This window comes from Clostridium cellulovorans 743B, assembly GCF_000145275.1.
In the GTDB taxonomy this organism is placed as follows: Bacteria; Bacillota; Clostridia; order Clostridiales; family Clostridiaceae; genus Clostridium_K; species Clostridium_K cellulovorans.
In genome coordinates this window covers 1043926-1061439 of sequence record NC_014393.1, presented here as the reverse complement: position 1 = coordinate 1061439, position 17514 = coordinate 1043926, and the positions used below count along the sequence as shown (strand labels likewise).

General features: G+C 30.4%; 16 protein-coding genes. 4 read left to right on the top strand and 12 right to left on the bottom strand.

All coding sequences use genetic code 11. The annotated features are described in order from the left end of the window. Positions 1-86: 86 nt before the first annotated feature. Complete coding sequence (locus CLOCEL_RS04365) at positions 87-386, bottom strand: spore coat protein (protein WP_010076523.1); 300 nt, start codon at positions 384-386, stop codon at positions 87-89. A 1-nt stretch (position 387) separates the two neighbouring features. Continuing rightward, positions 388-600: a hypothetical protein gene (locus tag CLOCEL_RS04360; protein WP_010076524.1), complete on the bottom strand. Its 213-nt coding sequence runs from the start codon at positions 598-600 to the stop codon at positions 388-390. Between the two features lie 208 nt (positions 601-808). On the opposite strand from CLOCEL_RS04360, the gene thpR reads away from it, so the two are divergent. Continuing rightward, positions 809-1351 (top strand): RNA 2',3'-cyclic phosphodiesterase, encoded by a 543-nt coding sequence (thpR, locus tag CLOCEL_RS04355; protein ID WP_010076525.1) that lies wholly within the window; start codon positions 809-811, stop codon positions 1349-1351. A gap of 167 nt (positions 1352-1518) precedes the next feature. Here thpR and CLOCEL_RS04350 read toward each other — a convergent pair whose 3' ends face one another. The 3 genes from CLOCEL_RS04350 to CLOCEL_RS23040 all read right to left on the bottom strand — a co-directional run bounded on the left by CLOCEL_RS04350 (position 1519) and on the right by CLOCEL_RS23040 (position 5375). Further along, positions 1519-3231 (bottom strand): ABC transporter ATP-binding protein, encoded by a 1713-nt coding sequence (locus tag CLOCEL_RS04350; protein ID WP_010076526.1) that lies wholly within the window; start codon positions 3229-3231, stop codon positions 1519-1521. Further along, positions 3221-4978: an ABC transporter ATP-binding protein gene (locus CLOCEL_RS04345; RefSeq protein WP_010076527.1), complete on the bottom strand. Its 1758-nt coding sequence runs from the start codon at positions 4976-4978 to the stop codon at positions 3221-3223. Before CLOCEL_RS04345 ends, CLOCEL_RS04350 begins: the two co-directional genes overlap by 11 nt. A gap of 247 nt (positions 4979-5225) precedes the next feature. Beyond that, positions 5226-5375: a hypothetical protein gene (locus CLOCEL_RS23040; protein ID WP_010076528.1), complete on the bottom strand. Its 150-nt coding sequence runs from the start codon at positions 5373-5375 to the stop codon at positions 5226-5228. Positions 5376-5610: 235 nt separating this feature from the next. On the opposite strand from CLOCEL_RS23040, the gene CLOCEL_RS04340 reads away from it, so the two are divergent. Beyond that, the gene (locus CLOCEL_RS04340) at positions 5611-5913 is read left to right on the top strand and encodes a LysM peptidoglycan-binding domain-containing protein (RefSeq protein WP_010076529.1); all 303 of its coding nucleotides are present in this window, start codon (positions 5611-5613) and stop codon (positions 5911-5913) included. Positions 5914-6029: 116 nt separating this feature from the next. Next, complete coding sequence (locus CLOCEL_RS04335) at positions 6030-7373, top strand: peptidoglycan-binding protein (RefSeq protein WP_010076530.1); 1344 nt, start codon at positions 6030-6032, stop codon at positions 7371-7373. Between the two features lie 122 nt (positions 7374-7495). Here the strand turns inward: CLOCEL_RS04335 and CLOCEL_RS04330 are convergent, their stop codons facing one another. The 7 genes from CLOCEL_RS04330 to CLOCEL_RS04300 all read right to left on the bottom strand — a co-directional run bounded on the left by CLOCEL_RS04330 (position 7496) and on the right by CLOCEL_RS04300 (position 16410). Next, positions 7496-8014 carry a hypothetical protein gene (locus CLOCEL_RS04330; protein ID WP_010076531.1) on the bottom strand — a complete coding sequence of 173 codons (519 nt, stop codon included), beginning with the start codon at positions 8012-8014 and terminating at the stop codon, positions 7496-7498. A 28-nt stretch (positions 8015-8042) separates the two neighbouring features. Continuing rightward, a complete protein-coding gene (locus CLOCEL_RS04325; RefSeq protein WP_010076532.1) occupies positions 8043-9269 on the bottom strand; it encodes a hypothetical protein in 1227 nt (408 codons plus the stop codon). 57 nt (positions 9270-9326) lie between these two features. After that, complete coding sequence (locus CLOCEL_RS04320; protein ID WP_242655216.1) at positions 9327-10577, bottom strand: hypothetical protein; 1251 nt, start codon at positions 10575-10577, stop codon at positions 9327-9329. Between the two features lie 746 nt (positions 10578-11323). Beyond that, positions 11324-12490 (bottom strand): amidohydrolase, encoded by a 1167-nt coding sequence (locus tag CLOCEL_RS04315; RefSeq protein ID WP_010076534.1) that lies wholly within the window; start codon positions 12488-12490, stop codon positions 11324-11326. Positions 12491-12712: 222 nt separating this feature from the next. Continuing rightward, positions 12713-14089, bottom strand: a complete 1377-nt coding sequence (locus CLOCEL_RS04310; protein ID WP_010076535.1) for an MFS transporter — start codon at positions 14087-14089, stop codon at positions 12713-12715. A gap of 288 nt (positions 14090-14377) precedes the next feature. Then, positions 14378-15253 (bottom strand): GHKL domain-containing protein, encoded by an 876-nt coding sequence (locus tag CLOCEL_RS04305; RefSeq protein ID WP_242655215.1) that lies wholly within the window; start codon positions 15251-15253, stop codon positions 14378-14380. Between the two features lie 413 nt (positions 15254-15666). Next, positions 15667-16410 carry a LytR/AlgR family response regulator transcription factor gene (locus CLOCEL_RS04300; protein WP_242655214.1) on the bottom strand — a complete coding sequence of 248 codons (744 nt, stop codon included), beginning with the start codon at positions 16408-16410 and terminating at the stop codon, positions 15667-15669. Positions 16411-16587: 177 nt separating this feature from the next. Between CLOCEL_RS04300 and CLOCEL_RS04295 the strand changes: the two genes are divergently transcribed. After that, positions 16588-17457, top strand: coding sequence for a metallophosphoesterase family protein (locus CLOCEL_RS04295; protein ID WP_010076538.1), 870 nt, complete (start codon positions 16588-16590; stop codon positions 17455-17457). The last annotated feature ends 57 nt before the right edge of the window (positions 17458-17514 follow it).

Here is a 17514-nt window from a genome sequence, read left to right as displayed (position 1 = left end):
ATACACTCATATATTATATTTATATCCTAAAATTTAGTATATATAGTCGTTAATTTTTATTCATTGAAAAAATAAATACGCATTTACTATCTATTATCAACTGTCCTTTGAGATTTGCTGAATGTCTCAGCCAACTGTTGTGCTGGTTCACTGTAAGGTGATACCCATCCACGGTTTACTGCTAAATCTGTTAATGCTGAATGTCCACCTATTATTTGGTTTAAGCTTGAAGAATACATTGCTCTTAGTTCAGGTGTCGCACTTGTCATAGTTGCATTTAGATATGCGTCTGCTGCAGTTTTCGCTGAGCCAATCATGTTTCCGGCTATTATTTCATCATTAAGATCCGTAGTATTTTTCGCAATGCTATTCATTATTGTTCCCATATTATTTTAGCCCTCCAGTAATTTGATTTTCATTTATAAATTGCTGTACTCCTTGTATTCTTCCTTCTGATGCTAAAATACTAGTTTCTGCTTGCCTTCTTAATTCTTCGTCACCTATTAGACTCTTCATAACCTTTGCCACCGCTAAACTATCCTTTTCCATGCTTAATAACCCTGTTAGGGATAATAATTCACCCTCTGAAAGCTTCCTCATTATAGTACCTCCAAATGTATAAATTTTTGTCTCACTTTATTATCTGCATCTATAAAGTAATTAACCGTGTTATTACTTGGCTAGAAAGGATATAATATTTTTTAAAGAACAAATTTGAAAGTTTCATATGCTATAATTAAACTAGAGACTAACTGTTTTTTTATAAGAACTAAACCACTATAAACTTAAAAGAAAGGAAGGAAAAAACTTGAGAGTTTATATTGCTATAGCTTTTGAAGATACCGTTGAGGATTATTTTGATAAAATAACCTCATCTATAAAAGAACATTGTACAGAGGGCAGTTTTACAAGAAAAAATAACTTCCATCTAACAGTCCGATTCATAGGTGAAGTTGATGATTCTCAAATTGATAGACTAAAAGAGGTTCTAGATAAATCAGTTTTAAAGATAACTCCTTTTGAATTGTTAGTAAATAACTTAGGTGTTTTTAAAAGAAAAAATACAAATATTTTATGGATCGGAGCAGAGGAAAGTCCTATTCTTTCTGAACTTCATAAGGAACTTTCCATACTATTACAAGAATATAAAATCGCATTTTATGATAAACGTTTTATGCCCCATATAACTTTAGGAAGAAGAGTAGTCTTTCAGGAAAATTCTAAGGACTTGAATGACTTAATCCAATTTGAAAGAATTAAAATTCCAGTGGAGGCAATAACCTTAATGGCAAGCAAAGAAGAAAATGGAAAACTGAATGGTGTGCCACTTTATAAAGTTAATCTAAAATAGTTACTCTAACAATACTATGATTGCATCTGATAATTATAATTGAAAACCATCAAAAAAGCCCACACAATTGTGAGCTTTTTTACTGGATACAAACTTTATTTCACAGTAGGATGTGCGGACAAAAATTTATATTCCATATGTGAAATTTCAAAAATCATTAGGCCTTTTTATCCTACTTGCTGTAGAGCATATAATTCCTTATATACATGACTTTCTGACATTAACACTTCATGGGTACCTTGAGCAACAACTGTACCTTTGTCTAAAACGTATATTATGTCTGCATTTTGAATAGTTGATATTCTATGAGCTATGATAATCGTCGTCTTACCTTTTCTTAATTTATCAATATTCTTTTGAACACAAAATTCAGTTTCAGTATCTAATGCGGAGGTTGCTTCATCTAAAATAAGTACATCTGTATTTTTTAAAATAGCTCTGGTTAACGCAAGTCGTTGTTTCTGTCCACCTGATAAACTAATTCCACGCTCACCAACTTGAGTTTCATATCCCTTTGGGAATCTTGCAATGAAATCATGACACAACATTTCTTTACACGCATTTTCAATATGTAACTTATCATATTCTTTATCAAAAACCAGATTTTCTTTAATTGTCGAAGGTATAAAATAAGGCTGTTGAAAAACCATTGAAATTTTATCTGTATATTGCTTTCCATAGCAATTGATTGGAACGCAATTAATAGAAACTTCTCCTTTATCAGGTGAATATGCTCTAATTAGTAATTGTGCTACGGTCGACTTTCCACTACCACTTTTACCAACAATGGCAATTTTCTTGCCGATAGGAAAATCCATAGATAGCTTATTAAGCACTAGAGCCGAGTCAGGTGAATAGCTAAAGGTTACATCCTTGAATTGTATTGACTCGACTTCTTCATTAAAATCAACGGAACCAAAGTTAACACTCTCTGCTCCCATTACAGATTCAATACATTGAACAGAAGCCTCTAGCCTTTTACCTGTTAAACCTTGTTCGAATAATTGTCCAAGTTCTGTTACTAATTGATCAACAAAAGTAAAACCTACAACAAATTCACCTAAGGAAATACTATTTGAAATTACTCCCATACCACCAAACAAAATTGCGACAAGTTTAGTTCCGTATAGGAAAGGATCGCTTATAAATAATATTTTGTTTTTAAACAAGCCTTGCTTTATAACAGCCTTAAAATAATCTGAAAACTTTTTATCATAATGCTTAAATTGCCAATCCTGACGATTAAATGCTATGACTTCTCTAATTGATGAAATACTTTCTTCAACAACAATAGAAATATTAGATTTTTCCTCTCTAACCTGCTGTGCAAATTCTTTTGTCTTCCCTCCAAATTTATGAAGTAAACCATAATAGATAATCGCCACTGTTACTACAATAATCATCATTACAAAATTAATATTTGCTATTGAAAATGCTAAAAATAGAACAGTAAGAATATTTTTTACTGATTCTGAAAGTATTTGATTAACAGATAAATCACTGGTATCAGCTATATTGTTTCTGATATTGTTTAATAAACCACCTACATGTTCTTTATTAAAAATTGCGGTAGGCATATCATAAATTTTAAATAAAAATTCCTTTGTTAAAGACATTTGAAGTTGGTAGCCAATATGAAAAAAAGCCACCTTTCTAACAGTAAACCACAACTTAGGTCCAAAGAAGAAAATTGCATACAGCGCCAATATTTTAGGAAACTCTTGATACTGTTTTTCACTAAAGACTTTATCAATTAAGTCACGTTGTAATAGTGTCGCAATAATCGGTGTGAGACATTCTAAAAAGATAGCGAAATATCCCAAGAAAAACCAACGTTTCTTGTCTATATATTTAAATATGAATATTAAACTAGCCTTCATTTTCAGCACCTCTCATTACTATTCCATAGAACAGGCCTTTTTTATCCATTAATTCTTCATAAGTACCTTGTTCAGCGATTTTACCTGCTTCAAGGACTATAATTGAATCATATTCTCTAATTGTAGAAAGTCTATGTGCTACAGTTACAACTGTTCGCCCAGCTGATAACTCCTCTAGAGACTGCTTAACAGCTGCTTCGGTAACATTATCTAAGGCTGATGTGGCTTCATCTAATAGAATAAGCTGTGGATTCTTAAGCATCATTCTAGCTATTGAAATACGCTGTTTTTGACCACCAGATAAACGAACACCACGTTCCCCAAGAATCGTATCATATCCTTCTTCAGTATCCATAATAAATTGATGTGCAGTAGCATTCTTTGCTGCTTTTACAATTTCATCCTCCGTGGCACTAAGATTTCCAAACTTAATATTATTTTTAATAGACATATTGAATAAGTATGTATCCTGAAACACATAGCCAAAATTTTGCCTTAGGTTCTTTAGTTTTAATTTTTTTATATCATATCCACCAATCAAAATTTTACCTTCTGTAACATCGTAGAATCGTCCTATCAATTTTAATATTGTTGACTTTCCACTACCACTTTCACCAACAATAGCAGTTTTCTTGCCAACTGGAATTTTGAAAGATATGCCATTTATGATTGGCTGATTATCTTTATATGAGAAGGAGACATTTTTGAATTCAATATCAAATTTATCTATTTGCACTTCTAAATTACTATCATCTTCTATAACATCTGGTTCCAAATTTAAAAATTCATATAAGTATTTAGCATAATTTAGTGCATTATACTGAGCAGGAATAATATAAAAAAACACTGAAAAACCTCGAGAAACAAGGCCCATAAGAAAACTATATCCAACAAACTGTCCTAATAATAACTGACCACTTTGTATTAGATCTAAACCATAAATATAAAACAGAATAATAGAAATCGTTAGTGTAAGTCCAACAGTTGTATAACGAAAATGTCTCCAAAAAATTGACCACATTCTTGCAATCCTAAACTTATTAAAATCCTCTACGGTTCTTTTTATAAACCAATCTTTGCTTCCCATTGCTTTTAATTCAGTTGTAGCTTCAATAACATCATATAAAGACTCTTGTGATACTTGTGCTGCTTTAGTTTCAATATCTAGATAATGCTTTATTTTTTTATTTGCTGTTCTATTAAGAAATACATATATAATGTTTCCAACCATGGAAACAAAAAAGAAAATAGGTTTACTAGAAATCAAAATAATCGATGGCACTGTAAACTGTGCTAAGCAGTAAATGAATTGCGGAAATAAGAACGTATATGTTTGTTGCGTCTGACCTACAGCATTCTCAAATATAGCTAAGATTTTCCCCGTAGGTACTTTTTCATAATAAGAAAAGCCTAATTTTTGTAATTTCTCCATTAAGTCAGTTTGTTGATTCTTAATAATTTTATTAGATATGATTTGTTCTAATAAATTAAAGATTGCTTTTGCAATTAAAATCACTGCAACTATGCCACATAAAATGAAAATTTGATTTATAAGCAATGGCATCCTTTTTAATGGAACAATACTATCAATTAAATAGCCCATGCGACGAGGTATCATTAGTTCTCCCCAAATCATAGTTCCACCACATAGTACATATATGAAGGTTGGTAATATAAATGGTCTAAAATAACTTAATGTCCAAAAGTATAGCTCAAGGAGTTCTTTCTTTTCCAGTTGTTTTTCCACTTTTATTCCTCCTTATAGAGTAGTAATGATCGATACTTTATTATACACCCTATGTCGATTTATTTTACATTTTTTAATGTTTTTGTTGTATTTTACATTCAGACTTTTTTATAGATGATAAACCAAAGACACCTATAAAAGTGGATTTTGGTTAAGCCACTTGTAAATGTCAATATCGAAAAGGTTCTTTCTAACGTTAGTTAAATTTGCGGATTTTATCAAAGCAAATAGCTTTATTTACAATTCTCTAGGCTAACTCATTCACCATTTTTTCCACATGGAGCATGTCAGTTTCAAAATTAGGATCTAAATATTTTGGAATTGTCCTAGGATCAAGGCCTGTTTTCTTTGAAGTTATAGCTTTATTTAAATTACATACTTCATTAACCAGTTTCATTTCTATTTTCCATCACAATCTTCTTTATTCTTTTAATCTGTAACGAATAAAAAAGGTACATATTTTCTTTATAAATTTGTTCTAAGCCATAAAGTTAATACCTCATAGACATATATTCTCTAATCGTTATTGTACTATGCAAAGCGTCATCTCACATTATTTGAAGCTAATTCATAAATTAAATATATAGAACTAAAAAAGTGTGATAATTTCGAAAATTTAAGGAGGAAAAATTATGTTTTACATTGTACAACCTGATGATTACTTAAACCTGATTGCATGGAAACTTGATGTGAGCGTCAATCAATTACTTCAATTCAATCCAATGGTAGATAATTCGCCACTATATGTAGGGCAAAGACTCTTTATCCCATTACCTTCTTTTAGAGCAATTGTCACTTATACAGTGATAACTGGTGATACTCTAGACTCTATTGCAAAGAAATTTAATGCTACAAAGCAATTAATAATGGAGCTGAACTATATAACTACTGAGGTTTCTCCAGGACAAATAATAAAAATTCCTACTAAGTTGTAGCCTTTAATAACATTTGCTAAGCATAAACCATAAAACAAAGCTTTACTCTAAGCATTTCTACTTATAGTAAAGCCACTATAATCATATAAATTACTTTTTCAAGGAGAAAATTTATTATGCAAACAGGAACTTTAAAAATTCATGTCTTTCACAGTAATACTTATATACCTTTAGAAAAAGCTAAAATTACTGTAATTCAAGATAAGGAAACAAGCAATAAACAAAACATCCAAGACTTATCAACTGATTCATCAGGAATTACAAGTCAAATAGAACTTGAGGCTCCACCACTGGAGAATTCTATAAATCCCTCAGATAAGCTACCTTACAGCCTTTGCGATATAATTGCTGAAGTGCCTGGTTATAAAAAATTAACTATTAAAGGTTGTCAAATATATCCTGGTGTTGAATCTATTCAATATTGTCACCTGAATCCTATAGGTAGTAGAGAAAATAATATTGAAGATATTATTACCATAACTGAGAATACACTTCTTGGAAATTATCCAGCGAAAATACCTGAATCTCAATTCCCAAGACCAAATCAACCACCTTCTTTTTATATTAGTCGAGAAAAATGGCTAAATCCTGACACTATAATGGTTCATTATGGGCATCCAAAGGATACAAATGCTGCTAATCATAAAGAAGACTTTAAGTACTATTTGAAAAGCGTCTTGGCAACAGAAATAAATCCTAATTGGCCAAAAGAAGCTATAAAAGCTAATGCAACTGCTGTTATGTCCTTTGCTTTAAATAGAATATTTACCGAATGGTATACAGCAAAGAATAAAAAATTCCATATTACAAGTTCAACAGCCGTTGATCAAGCCTGTATCCATGGAAGAAACACCTTCGCTTCAATAGATGAAGTTGTAGATGATTTGTTTACTAATTATATAGAAAAACCCAACTACGAATTCCCTCTTTTAGCACAATATACTGATGGAGTCAATGTTAAAACCCCTTCTGGCTGGCTATCACAATGGGGTAGTAAACACTTGGCAGATAGAGGCAAAACAGCTGAGGAAATATTAAAATTTTATTACAGCTCTGATATAAGAATACGAAAACTAAAAAAAATGGGGAACCTTACCCCATCATATCCAGGATTTCCATTACAAATAGGTTCAACAGGTGAACCTGTTAAAATTATTCAAACGTCATTAAATAAAATCGCCACTCACTATCCATTAATTCCCAAATCAAATGTTGATGGTAATTTAGGTAGCGTCACTAAAAAAGCTATAGAAACTTTTCAAGGTATTTTCAATTTACCTAAAACAGGTACTGCAAATTATGCAACCTGGCATAAAATTTCAGATATTTATGTAGGAATAAGCAGCAGAGAAGATTATACTGATAAGTTCAGATTAACAGAAGAAACTTCCACACCTTCTGTATTCATACGATATAGTCCTAATATTCTAACATTAACTTATCTTGACGAGAAATACTAATTAAATTTTAAATTCCTTACCTATATGTTGTTTACTCTAGAATTAAGTTTTTGTGCTCAATTGATAATAGGAAATGCTTGCTTCTAGAGTAAACAGAACAAATATAAGAAACTGGTAAAAAATTATGATACAAATTTTAATGTTCTTGATATTTCTTGTATATTATACTTATCAGCCCATAATATAAAGTAATTATACGTATTTCCGTTAATGTTTATTTCTTTTGGATATTTTACTATTAATTCCGCTTGATTATTAAATTCTTGTGATTGGTCATTAGAAGGCATTATCAATCTTGCTTCTTGACCTTGGATGCTTAATTTAGTTATTTTAAAACTATTTCCATAAGGTCTTAATTTATGACTTGCTTCACTTTGTGCTATTTCATCTATTTCTATGCCTTTTCCAGCATAAGCTGAAATCTGAAAAAAACCATCTTTTCCTTCATATTTTTCAATGTAGTTAGGGTTTACTTTCCACTCACCATTATATTCTAATGAAATATTATAAATTTTATTTTCATAAAGTTCTTTATTCTTCTGCCCCTGTAAATTTGGTGCACCTTTTAATGTAGTTGCTAAAAAACAAAATATAATAACAAATATACTAGCTGATAAGATTATTTTTTTTATAATATTCATAAGTTTATCTCCTCTTAAGGCTAAAAAATTATTTTTTCTTTACCCATGTAAAGCCATCAACTTTAGTAATAATCGCTACATCAGTGGCTCCACCAACTGATTCTACGTCAGTTGTAAACCTACGTCTTGTAGACGTTAAATTAACAAGTGCCTCCGCTAAAAATATCATCTCTTCTCTACCAAGAAATGCACCCATTTTTAAGAATGGTTTAGTATATTTATCAAACTGCTGTGTTTTGAATTTCTCTCTTATTTCCCTATTTTGTTTTTCCCCTAGTCTCTTTATTATCTCTCTTTCCTCACTAGTAAATTCGTGAGTTATATTTTTATTAGATTCACGTTGTATCGCTTCTTGTATTGCTTCATAAAGATTATTAAAAATACTATCTATGCTATCAAATATTACATTTTCAAGTTCTTCGTCTATCCCTTTTGTATAAGTATCCACTACATCTCTTTGAGCAAAAGGCATGAAGGTTGATTCAATATTACTTTCTTCAACCCCCACTTTTACAGATTTACCGTTAGATTTAAAAATTATATTTTCAGAAACTACGCCAGTAATTTTATATTCAATTAAAGATGGAAATATTTCTTTATTACCATAACCTGCAATGACTACACCTGTTGATGGACCTGTTGATCTACATAAAAAACCACTTTTACTAATCATATGTGCACACAATAATACTATGTTTTCCTGCGTTTTCTTGTCAATCCTAATATTATCTATTTCATTCATATATCTCTTTAAATAATCTCCATGTGATTCCAAAAATAATTGTATAAAATTGTCACTAAATCCATCTAAAGATCTCATACTTAAAAAATCTTTGATTTTCTCTTTTACATTATTACTTAAAGTTTCTTCCCGCTTATTTGTGGATTTAAATCTAGGCATATTTTCCATTAAGCAATAATCTAAAACTGATCTTACAAGTCTTTTCTCATAGCCTGAGTTATAAACTCTTTTGTCCTTTGCTAAAACCCTAAAAAAATCATCAGCGTACTCTTGCAATGTGTCAAAAGACTTATTTCCAAGGTATGACTTATATACTTTTATTATGGTTTCAAAAGGTATATCAGTAAAATCAGCACTACCATAAATCATAATTCCAACAGGGTGATGTTTAGATAGGGAAAAAAGTTTCTCAACGGTAATAAATTTTTCTCCTTCCTGTATGTTCACAGTAGCAACACTATCTGCTGCTAATGCAATTCCATTTTTATTAAGAATCGCTATTTGAGCAGTCATATTACAAAGTCCTCCATTATTGCTTTGATACTATTTGCAGTATGCGTATTAATATCGTTAAATTCTATATTTGTAAAATTCTTTTGTTTTTATCCATTGAAAACCATCACCTTTAGTAATAAAGGCAATATCAATTGGTCCTACCTCTGCTTTCTTCTTAGGAGTAAACTTCACGCTAATTGAAGTTAAATTTACAAGTGCCTCAGCTAAAGATATCATATCTTCCTTTCGAATGAAATCAACCATGTACAAAAGTGGACTTATAAACTCCATTTGTTGTAAGTCATTAATATGGTTCATTAATCCTTTCATCACCATTTTACTAATACTGTTTATTTCATCTTTCTCTTTTTCAATAAACTGCTGTAATACATGATTTTTATTATATTTATTTTGTATTTCTTTTAAAAACTCATTAAAACTTTTTTCAATTTCCATTAATATATTCTTTTCTAACTCAGGGTTTATTCCTTTTATATAAGTATTTATTAAATCTTTTTCTTCACCAAAGGGAATAATTTTTTTTGTATCCTCCTCGTCATCTCCTATACTATAACTTTCTTCTAACCTATATATTAATTTTCCATCAATTGTGCCTACAATTTTATATCGATATAATGATGGAAATATTTCCTTATCACCATATCCTGAAATCACTATGCTTCCAAGATTAATATTTTCAGACATGTAATTACTTTTAGTTGTAACATATGCACACATAAGTATTAGATTTTCTTGCGTTTTTAAATCAATATCAAAATCAATTCTACTTTTTAAATATTCCTCCAAATCCTTTCTATGCTTTTCTAAAAATAATTTAAAAAAGTTATCGTCAAATGGATTTATAAAGCTTTCTTTTGAATAAAATTTAATTTCCTTCTCTACTTTATCTGCTATAGCTTCCCTATTGTTTTCTTCTAAATTATCTTTACCCGTAACTTTGTCTACACAATAATTCATAACAATATTTATAAGACTCACTTCTGCACTGTAACTATAAAATCGGTTATCATTTGGTAAAAAATCAATAAAACTCTTAGCATATTCTTCTAGGGTATCAAAGGATTTGTCTCCGATATATGACCAATAAACTTCTATTATTGTTTCCCACGGTATGACATCCATATATCTAACGCTACCATCAAGGACAACTCCAACAGGGTGATGTTTTGATAAAGGAAAAATTTTATTTATTGAAACAAATTTCATAGCTCCGATTCCTATCACAGGGTCAAAAGTATCTGATGCCAATACGACTCCACTTCTATTAAGAATTCCTATGCCAACAGTCATTACTACAAACCTCATATCTTAAATAATTTATTATAGTACATAATTATGATTTGTATATATAAAATATGTAACTCTATTAAGAGCATAATGGAATGAGCATTCTTAGAATTTAACCATTAAATAGTTCTTTATAAACAACATCTATCCATAGCTACCCGAAGCCTAACAGATGTATCATCATAATAAATTTTCTACCTTTGGTTTTCCTTCAAAAAATATTAGAAGCCCTTGAAATCAAGAGCTTTCCATATGTATGAAAATTATAGTTGCTTTTTGTTAGAGGTGAGGCACACTCTTTAAACTCCACAAATTATCACTTGCTAATAAAGATGCGATATAAACTTACAAAACAAGTACGCTTCTTTCCATTTTCCAATTATGACAGACCACAATTTTTAAATATCATATCTTATTCCTATTAGGGATTTTTCAAAGAGAATTTAGCTATGCCCACTGTACTTCATTGGATGGCTAAATTGTAAATAAGTTAATACTCATTAAATAGAATCCTAACGGATTCGGATACTTTAGAAATTAATTTACGCAAAATCCTATTTTTCACCCTATAAAATTAACATACTTTCCCTCCAAAATGAATATTTCCAGTGATTTTGTAAGTGTCAATGTATGTCATAAAAACTCTATCTATATATAGTAACATTAGTAGTCAAAAAGTGGTAAGGAACCAAAATCCTTAACCACTCTTTTTTATGGCTTTTATTGCACTATAAATCAGTTAATTGATACTTATATTTCACGTACTATTTACTTAAAAAATCAAGAGCAAATTGTACATGCAAAGCCGTACCATATTTCATGTAGTCTTCATCAATCTTGAATTTCTCATGGTGTGGGAAGTATATAGCTTTTTTTTCCTCATTTCTATATCCAACAAATGCGTACACCCCTTTAGCATGCTCAAAATAGTATGGCATATCCTCTGATCCCATATATTTAGGTAAATTTTTATTTTTGCCTTCTCCAAAGATTTTTATTGCAGATTTATCTGCTAGTTCTGCTAATTCTGCATCATTGCAAAGACTAAGGGCACTTTCTTCTATTCTTACATCAACCTTAATCTCATAAGCATCTCCAATAGCTTTTGCATGTCTCTTTATTGCATCATGAGCTATTTTTCTAACTTGTGGACTAAAGTATCTCATTGAAATATCAATTTCTGTATATTTTGCAACTATATTTGCCTTTGTACCTCCAATAAACTTTCCTACAGACATCACTATTGGATCTTGAGAATTAATATTTTTAGTAACTATTCCTTGAATATCTGTAACAAAGATACATGCAGGATGGATAGTATCCTTTGCTAGATGTGGAACTGATCCATGTCCTGATACTCCTTCAAACTTAACATAAATAGTATCACAACCTGCCATTCTATACCCTGGTTCAATATTTACATATCCTGTCTCTAACTCTGCCATTCCATGCATACCAAGACAAGCATCTACTCCATCCATTCCGCCTGCTTCTATGATTTTTTTTGCACCTGAGAATGTTTCTTCACCTTCTTGAAAGAAGAATCTAACCTCACCAGGTATCTCATCCTTCATTTCAGATAGAATTTTTGCAGCCCCAAGAAGCATTGAAGTGTGAGCATCATGACCACAAGCGTGCATTACTCCAGTAGTTTTGGATTTGAATTCAACATCTGTTTCCTCTTTTATCGGAAGAGCATCTATGTCTCCTCTTAAAGCTACAGTTTTACCACTTTTTCCACCTTTTAATGTTGCAATCAAAGAAGTATTTCCTGCTTTTTTATATGGTATTCCAAGCTTATCTAATTCCCTCATAATCTTTTCCTGAGTTTTAAACTCATTACAACTAAGTTCAGGATTTTCGTGTAAATCTCTTCTAAAATCAATAATATACTCTTCAATTAATTTAACTTTATCTAATATATTTGACATAATAAAAACTTCCTTTCTACTCCATTTTTATAAATATTTACACCTAATTTATAGTTCTAAAAATCAAGTAATACTAAAAGTTTAAAATAATGATTTTTTAGCTTCAGATTCTGGTTAAATGTCATCTATACATTTAGCTTTTACCTGAAGCTAATCTTTCTTCTAAGCTATTATCTCAACTCTAATTATATCTCTATTTAAGCATCGTATATTTTATTCTCTTCATTTTTGTTGTTTTTTAGGTACAAGTGATAATACAGCCATTAGTGATATAGTTCCTGCAATTACACTAACTCCCAGTCCCCAGCCAGCTGATAAATTTTGAGCTGTTTTGTCACTCATAATAATAGCTGTTGATACTGCTCCAGAAATGGCTACACCAAAGCTACCTCCTAAAGAACTTGCCATCTTATAAATACCTGATGCAGATCCTGCTTTTTCTGCTGGAGCATTTCCAACTGCAGTATTTGTAGATGGAGTAGCATAAAATCCAAACCCTGTTCCCATAATAGCAAGGCCAACTACAACAGCTGTAAAGTAAGCAACATTTGGTAAAAAAGTTAACGTCATTAAGAAAATCCCTGAAGCAGCCATTAATGTACCTATAGCCATCGGCAAACGTGCTCCTGTTCTAAGCATAACTTTTTCTCCTACACGAATTGTTGAAACTATAGCAACTAAATAGCTAATTGTTAACAGTCCACTTTGGAATGAACTTAATCCACGCGTGGTTTGAACATAAGGCATTAAGATAAATAAGCAACCAGCACACATATTAAGCAAGAAATTTGAAATTACAGCTGCATTATATCCTTTGCTGCTAAATAGTGATAAATCAACTAATGGTGCTTTATTTCTACGTTCTATAATTAGGAATATACTAAATAAAATCACAAAAGCAACTATTAATGAAAGAATAATCGGACTTGTCCACCCAAGTTGTCTTCCACGAGTAACCACTAGATTTAACGAAAGTAATGATAAAACCAAAGTAATAATTCCAAAATAATCAATTCTTCGTTTTTCTCCAATAGTAACTTTACTTTCTGGAGTACCATTTATTAAAAACATACCAAGTAACGCTACAGGAACAGTAAGCCAAAATAACCAGCGCCAACCTAAAGCTGATACTACTGCACCCCCAAAGAAGTTAGCAACACCACTGCCACCCCAAGAAGCTAAAGACCAAAAACTTAGAGCACGAGGACGAGCTTCATCTTTATAATAAGCATTTATAAGTGCTAAAGTTGAAGGCATTATGAATGCACCTGATAAACCTTGGATAACACGTCCTAAAATAAGAAATATAGATCCTTGTGCTGTTGCACATAGTATAGAGCCAATTATACTTAATACAAATCCAATTTGAGTCATCTTGACTCTTCCTATTCTATCAGCTATACTTCCTGCTGTTACAATACTAACCCCACAAATTAATGCAGTAATACTGACTGCAGTACTAACAATAGAACTTGAAATTCCTAAATCATTAGTAAGTGGTGGTACCCCTGCTGTTATAGCACTTGCAAATAACCAATAAGTTGCAACTCCAAGAATCATTCCAAATAACAAACGATCGTTACCTTTATAATTTGTCATATGTCTTCCTCCTAACGTTTTTTAATTTGTTACTTACTAAAACGAGAAAACCTTTACATTGACATTGCGTAAAGTTGTTGAATGATTAATACTAGTCATGACTTTAAGAATTTGTTCACCACTAAAATGTATAATTGATTTTGAGTTTGTGAACAATTACATATTACAACTATTAATAAAAAGTTAAAATAGTATTTATTCCAACGTATCTCCTTACTCCTTCAGTGCTATCTACAATTACGTTAAGAGTATTTTTTTTATTCTAAACGTAAGAAGAAGTTAAAAGTACTAATTTCCTTTTAACTTCTTCTTAGCAGAAAAAATATATAAATCTTGTGTGAACATTCCCTCATTTATGAATGTATTCAGAGTCATATTAAAATTTTTATCAACTATAGATTTTAGTATATATAGACCTAATCCCCTATTTTCACCTTTAGTAGAATAACCCTTGTTATAAATCTTATCCACATTTAACTCTTCTCTTTTAAAAGTATTTGCTACTGTAATATTTAAATCACTATTGATCGCTTCCACATAAACTTCTAACTTTTTATCATCACATCTTAATGTTTCCTCTAATGCATTTTCTAATATTATTCCCATTACCCTAGAAAACTCCACTTCAGAAATATGGCATTCTTTTATTTCTCCTATAGCCACTAAACTTACTTTTACATCTTCCTTAATGCTTAACATTATATAATATGAAAGAATAGATTTTAGAGGGATATAATTTATATCTTTTAAATTTAGGAAAGCATCATAACTTTTATCTCCCACTACTTCCATACTTAATTTATCTAATAAATCATTCTCTTTTAAACTATCTATTCCCATACCTATAACTATGTTTTTATAATCATGTTTAAATTCTCTATACTTTTCCACTAACTCTTCTATAGTCTCTATGTATAAAGTTAATTCCTTAATTTTCTTTTCTTTTTCATTTAGTTCCAATTCGTCTTTTATATTTTTAATGTCTAGTTTATTATTTATAATATAAAACATTAAGATAAAGAAGTTTATAGAAACAAATGAGATTAATTTAATTCCGTAGTTTATATTTAAATCATTAATTATTTTTATTAATACATTGATAAGAATAATTATATATATACCATTAAAATTTCGCCTATCAACATTATCCTCTGGAAAAGTCAAAGGAATATATCTCCTGAATAATCCGAAAGCTAATAAAATGACCAAATAAATTAATATAAAACTATAATCAATAGGATGTATCAAAATATTAAAATTAAATATATCTGTTATAGTTATGTTATACCCTAGAATAAGTACTATACCTGAACTCATGTAATAGGACATGAGAGTAATCAACTCCACAAAAAAGGAGAGTTGCAGGTTTCTTCTAAAATTCTTCCCTATACAGAAATAAGCTATAATATAATTGCAAAACCATACAAATATAAAAGACAAAAGGTTGTCTGCCAAAAACAGCATCCCCCTGGGTTTAATAAGCATTACAACAATAATTGCAAAAACACCCTTCAGTTTAATATTTATCTTTTTATCAGAAAAAGTATAAATAAGATAAGTTTGAGCTAATGTTGTTGCTATTGTATAATACATGCTTTTATCTCCTTTTCTCTTCTCTTAGAAACAATCTCTTTCATACCCCCAGTAAGAACTACATATAAATCGTCATTAATATATTCAATCTTTTTAATATGCTCTTTGTTGACAATTATACTTCTATGAATTTGTACAAATTGATTTGAAAGCTTTTCTTGAACTTCTTTTAAAGTTAAATTTACGCTTATTTCATTTTTTATTGTATATACAATAACTTTCTTTTTGCTCTTATCAGTTTCTATACAAATAATATCTGAAGGCTTTATTATAAATACATTCCCACCAACTTTAAATATTAAAGATTCATTTTCAATCTTATCTTTATAAATTTTAATATATACATTAAGTGCCTCTTTAATGGAGCTTTCCATATCAAAACCTTTGTCTATAAAATCTAATATCTTCAGCTTATACTTAAATACGCTTTGCATTTGATGAACATAAGAAGTAACATATATTATTTCTCCTTTATATTCATCAATATTTCTTATTTCTCTTCCTAGGGATAACCCATTTTTGTCCTGTTTTAAATCTATATCTAAGATATAAAGACAATCTTCATACGAATTTAAAGATTTAATATATTTTATTGCTTCTTCATAGATGTTAAATGCTTTAATGTTACATTCCAAACCACTTTCTTCAAATACAAGTTTTACTACTTTAGAAATTTGTTTTATATATTCTTTATTATCTTCACATATAATTATGTTCAAACTGATCACCACTTTTTTTATAATGTATGCCTAATTAAAGCAACTATTTATAATATGTCCTTAAATCAATTAGTTTAATTTGTCCTCAATATATGAACGCCCTTCTTCTTTTGTAACACATCTTTACATCCTTAAGTATTATGCTAACAAAGATACAATATCTTTTATTATTATGGAGGGATGATTATGACTCTCTTTGATCAGTCATTTGCGGATCTGCAGGCTATCAAAAGCAAGCGGAATCCTAATAATTATAATATAGTATTTTGGGGTGACAGCTGGGTTCAACGCAATATAGGAAGCGATGTACGATTTGTAAGCAATAATATTTTTGAAGTAGCTATGCAAAGAGCAATGGATTTTAATCCCTTACTTTTTGCCTATGGTGGTGATGGTGCCTTCACTGGTACCGAAGATAACCTTAATTTCTTAGTTGAAAAAATCAAAAGTTTAAATAAAGATAAAAATGGTGACAGCGTGCCCTTTTTCATGGTTCCAGGTAATCATGATTCCGCAAGATTAGGTACTACACTCTCCCTAGATAACTACAAAAAGATTATTGGTCCAGAAGATATTCATTGGTCTATTGATTTGCCCGAATTCAGACTCAGGTTAGTTGGGCTTAATTCTTTATATCATTATATTTATAAGGAATATGGTCTGACAGAAAATGAACTTGAATTCTTGGACAACAGTTTACCAGATATTAGATGCTCTAGGAATGTTTTTGTCACTATGCATGTTCCACCAAGAGAACCAGAGCTTGATTGGGTTGGAGATGATGCCTTCCCAAATGGAAGAGGAAGAAAAGACTTTTATAAAATAGTAAAGAATAAAGTCTCTAAAGTTCTTATAGGTCACATTCATGATTTCCAAATGGCTAAAGCACATGGAGTTAGATTCATTCTATCCGGTGGCGGCGGAGCAACTCTTAATGTAGGTGCTCGATTCCACATCGTTGTAATAAATATTCGAATCTATGGCAAATATAATATAATTACACCAAAATTTGTTCCTGTAGGCTGGAATAGAGCAACTGAACCTGTATCCCCATAGGTGATGAAATAAAAGATTTCGTCGCACCTAAAAAGCAACTCTATATAATTCATGAAG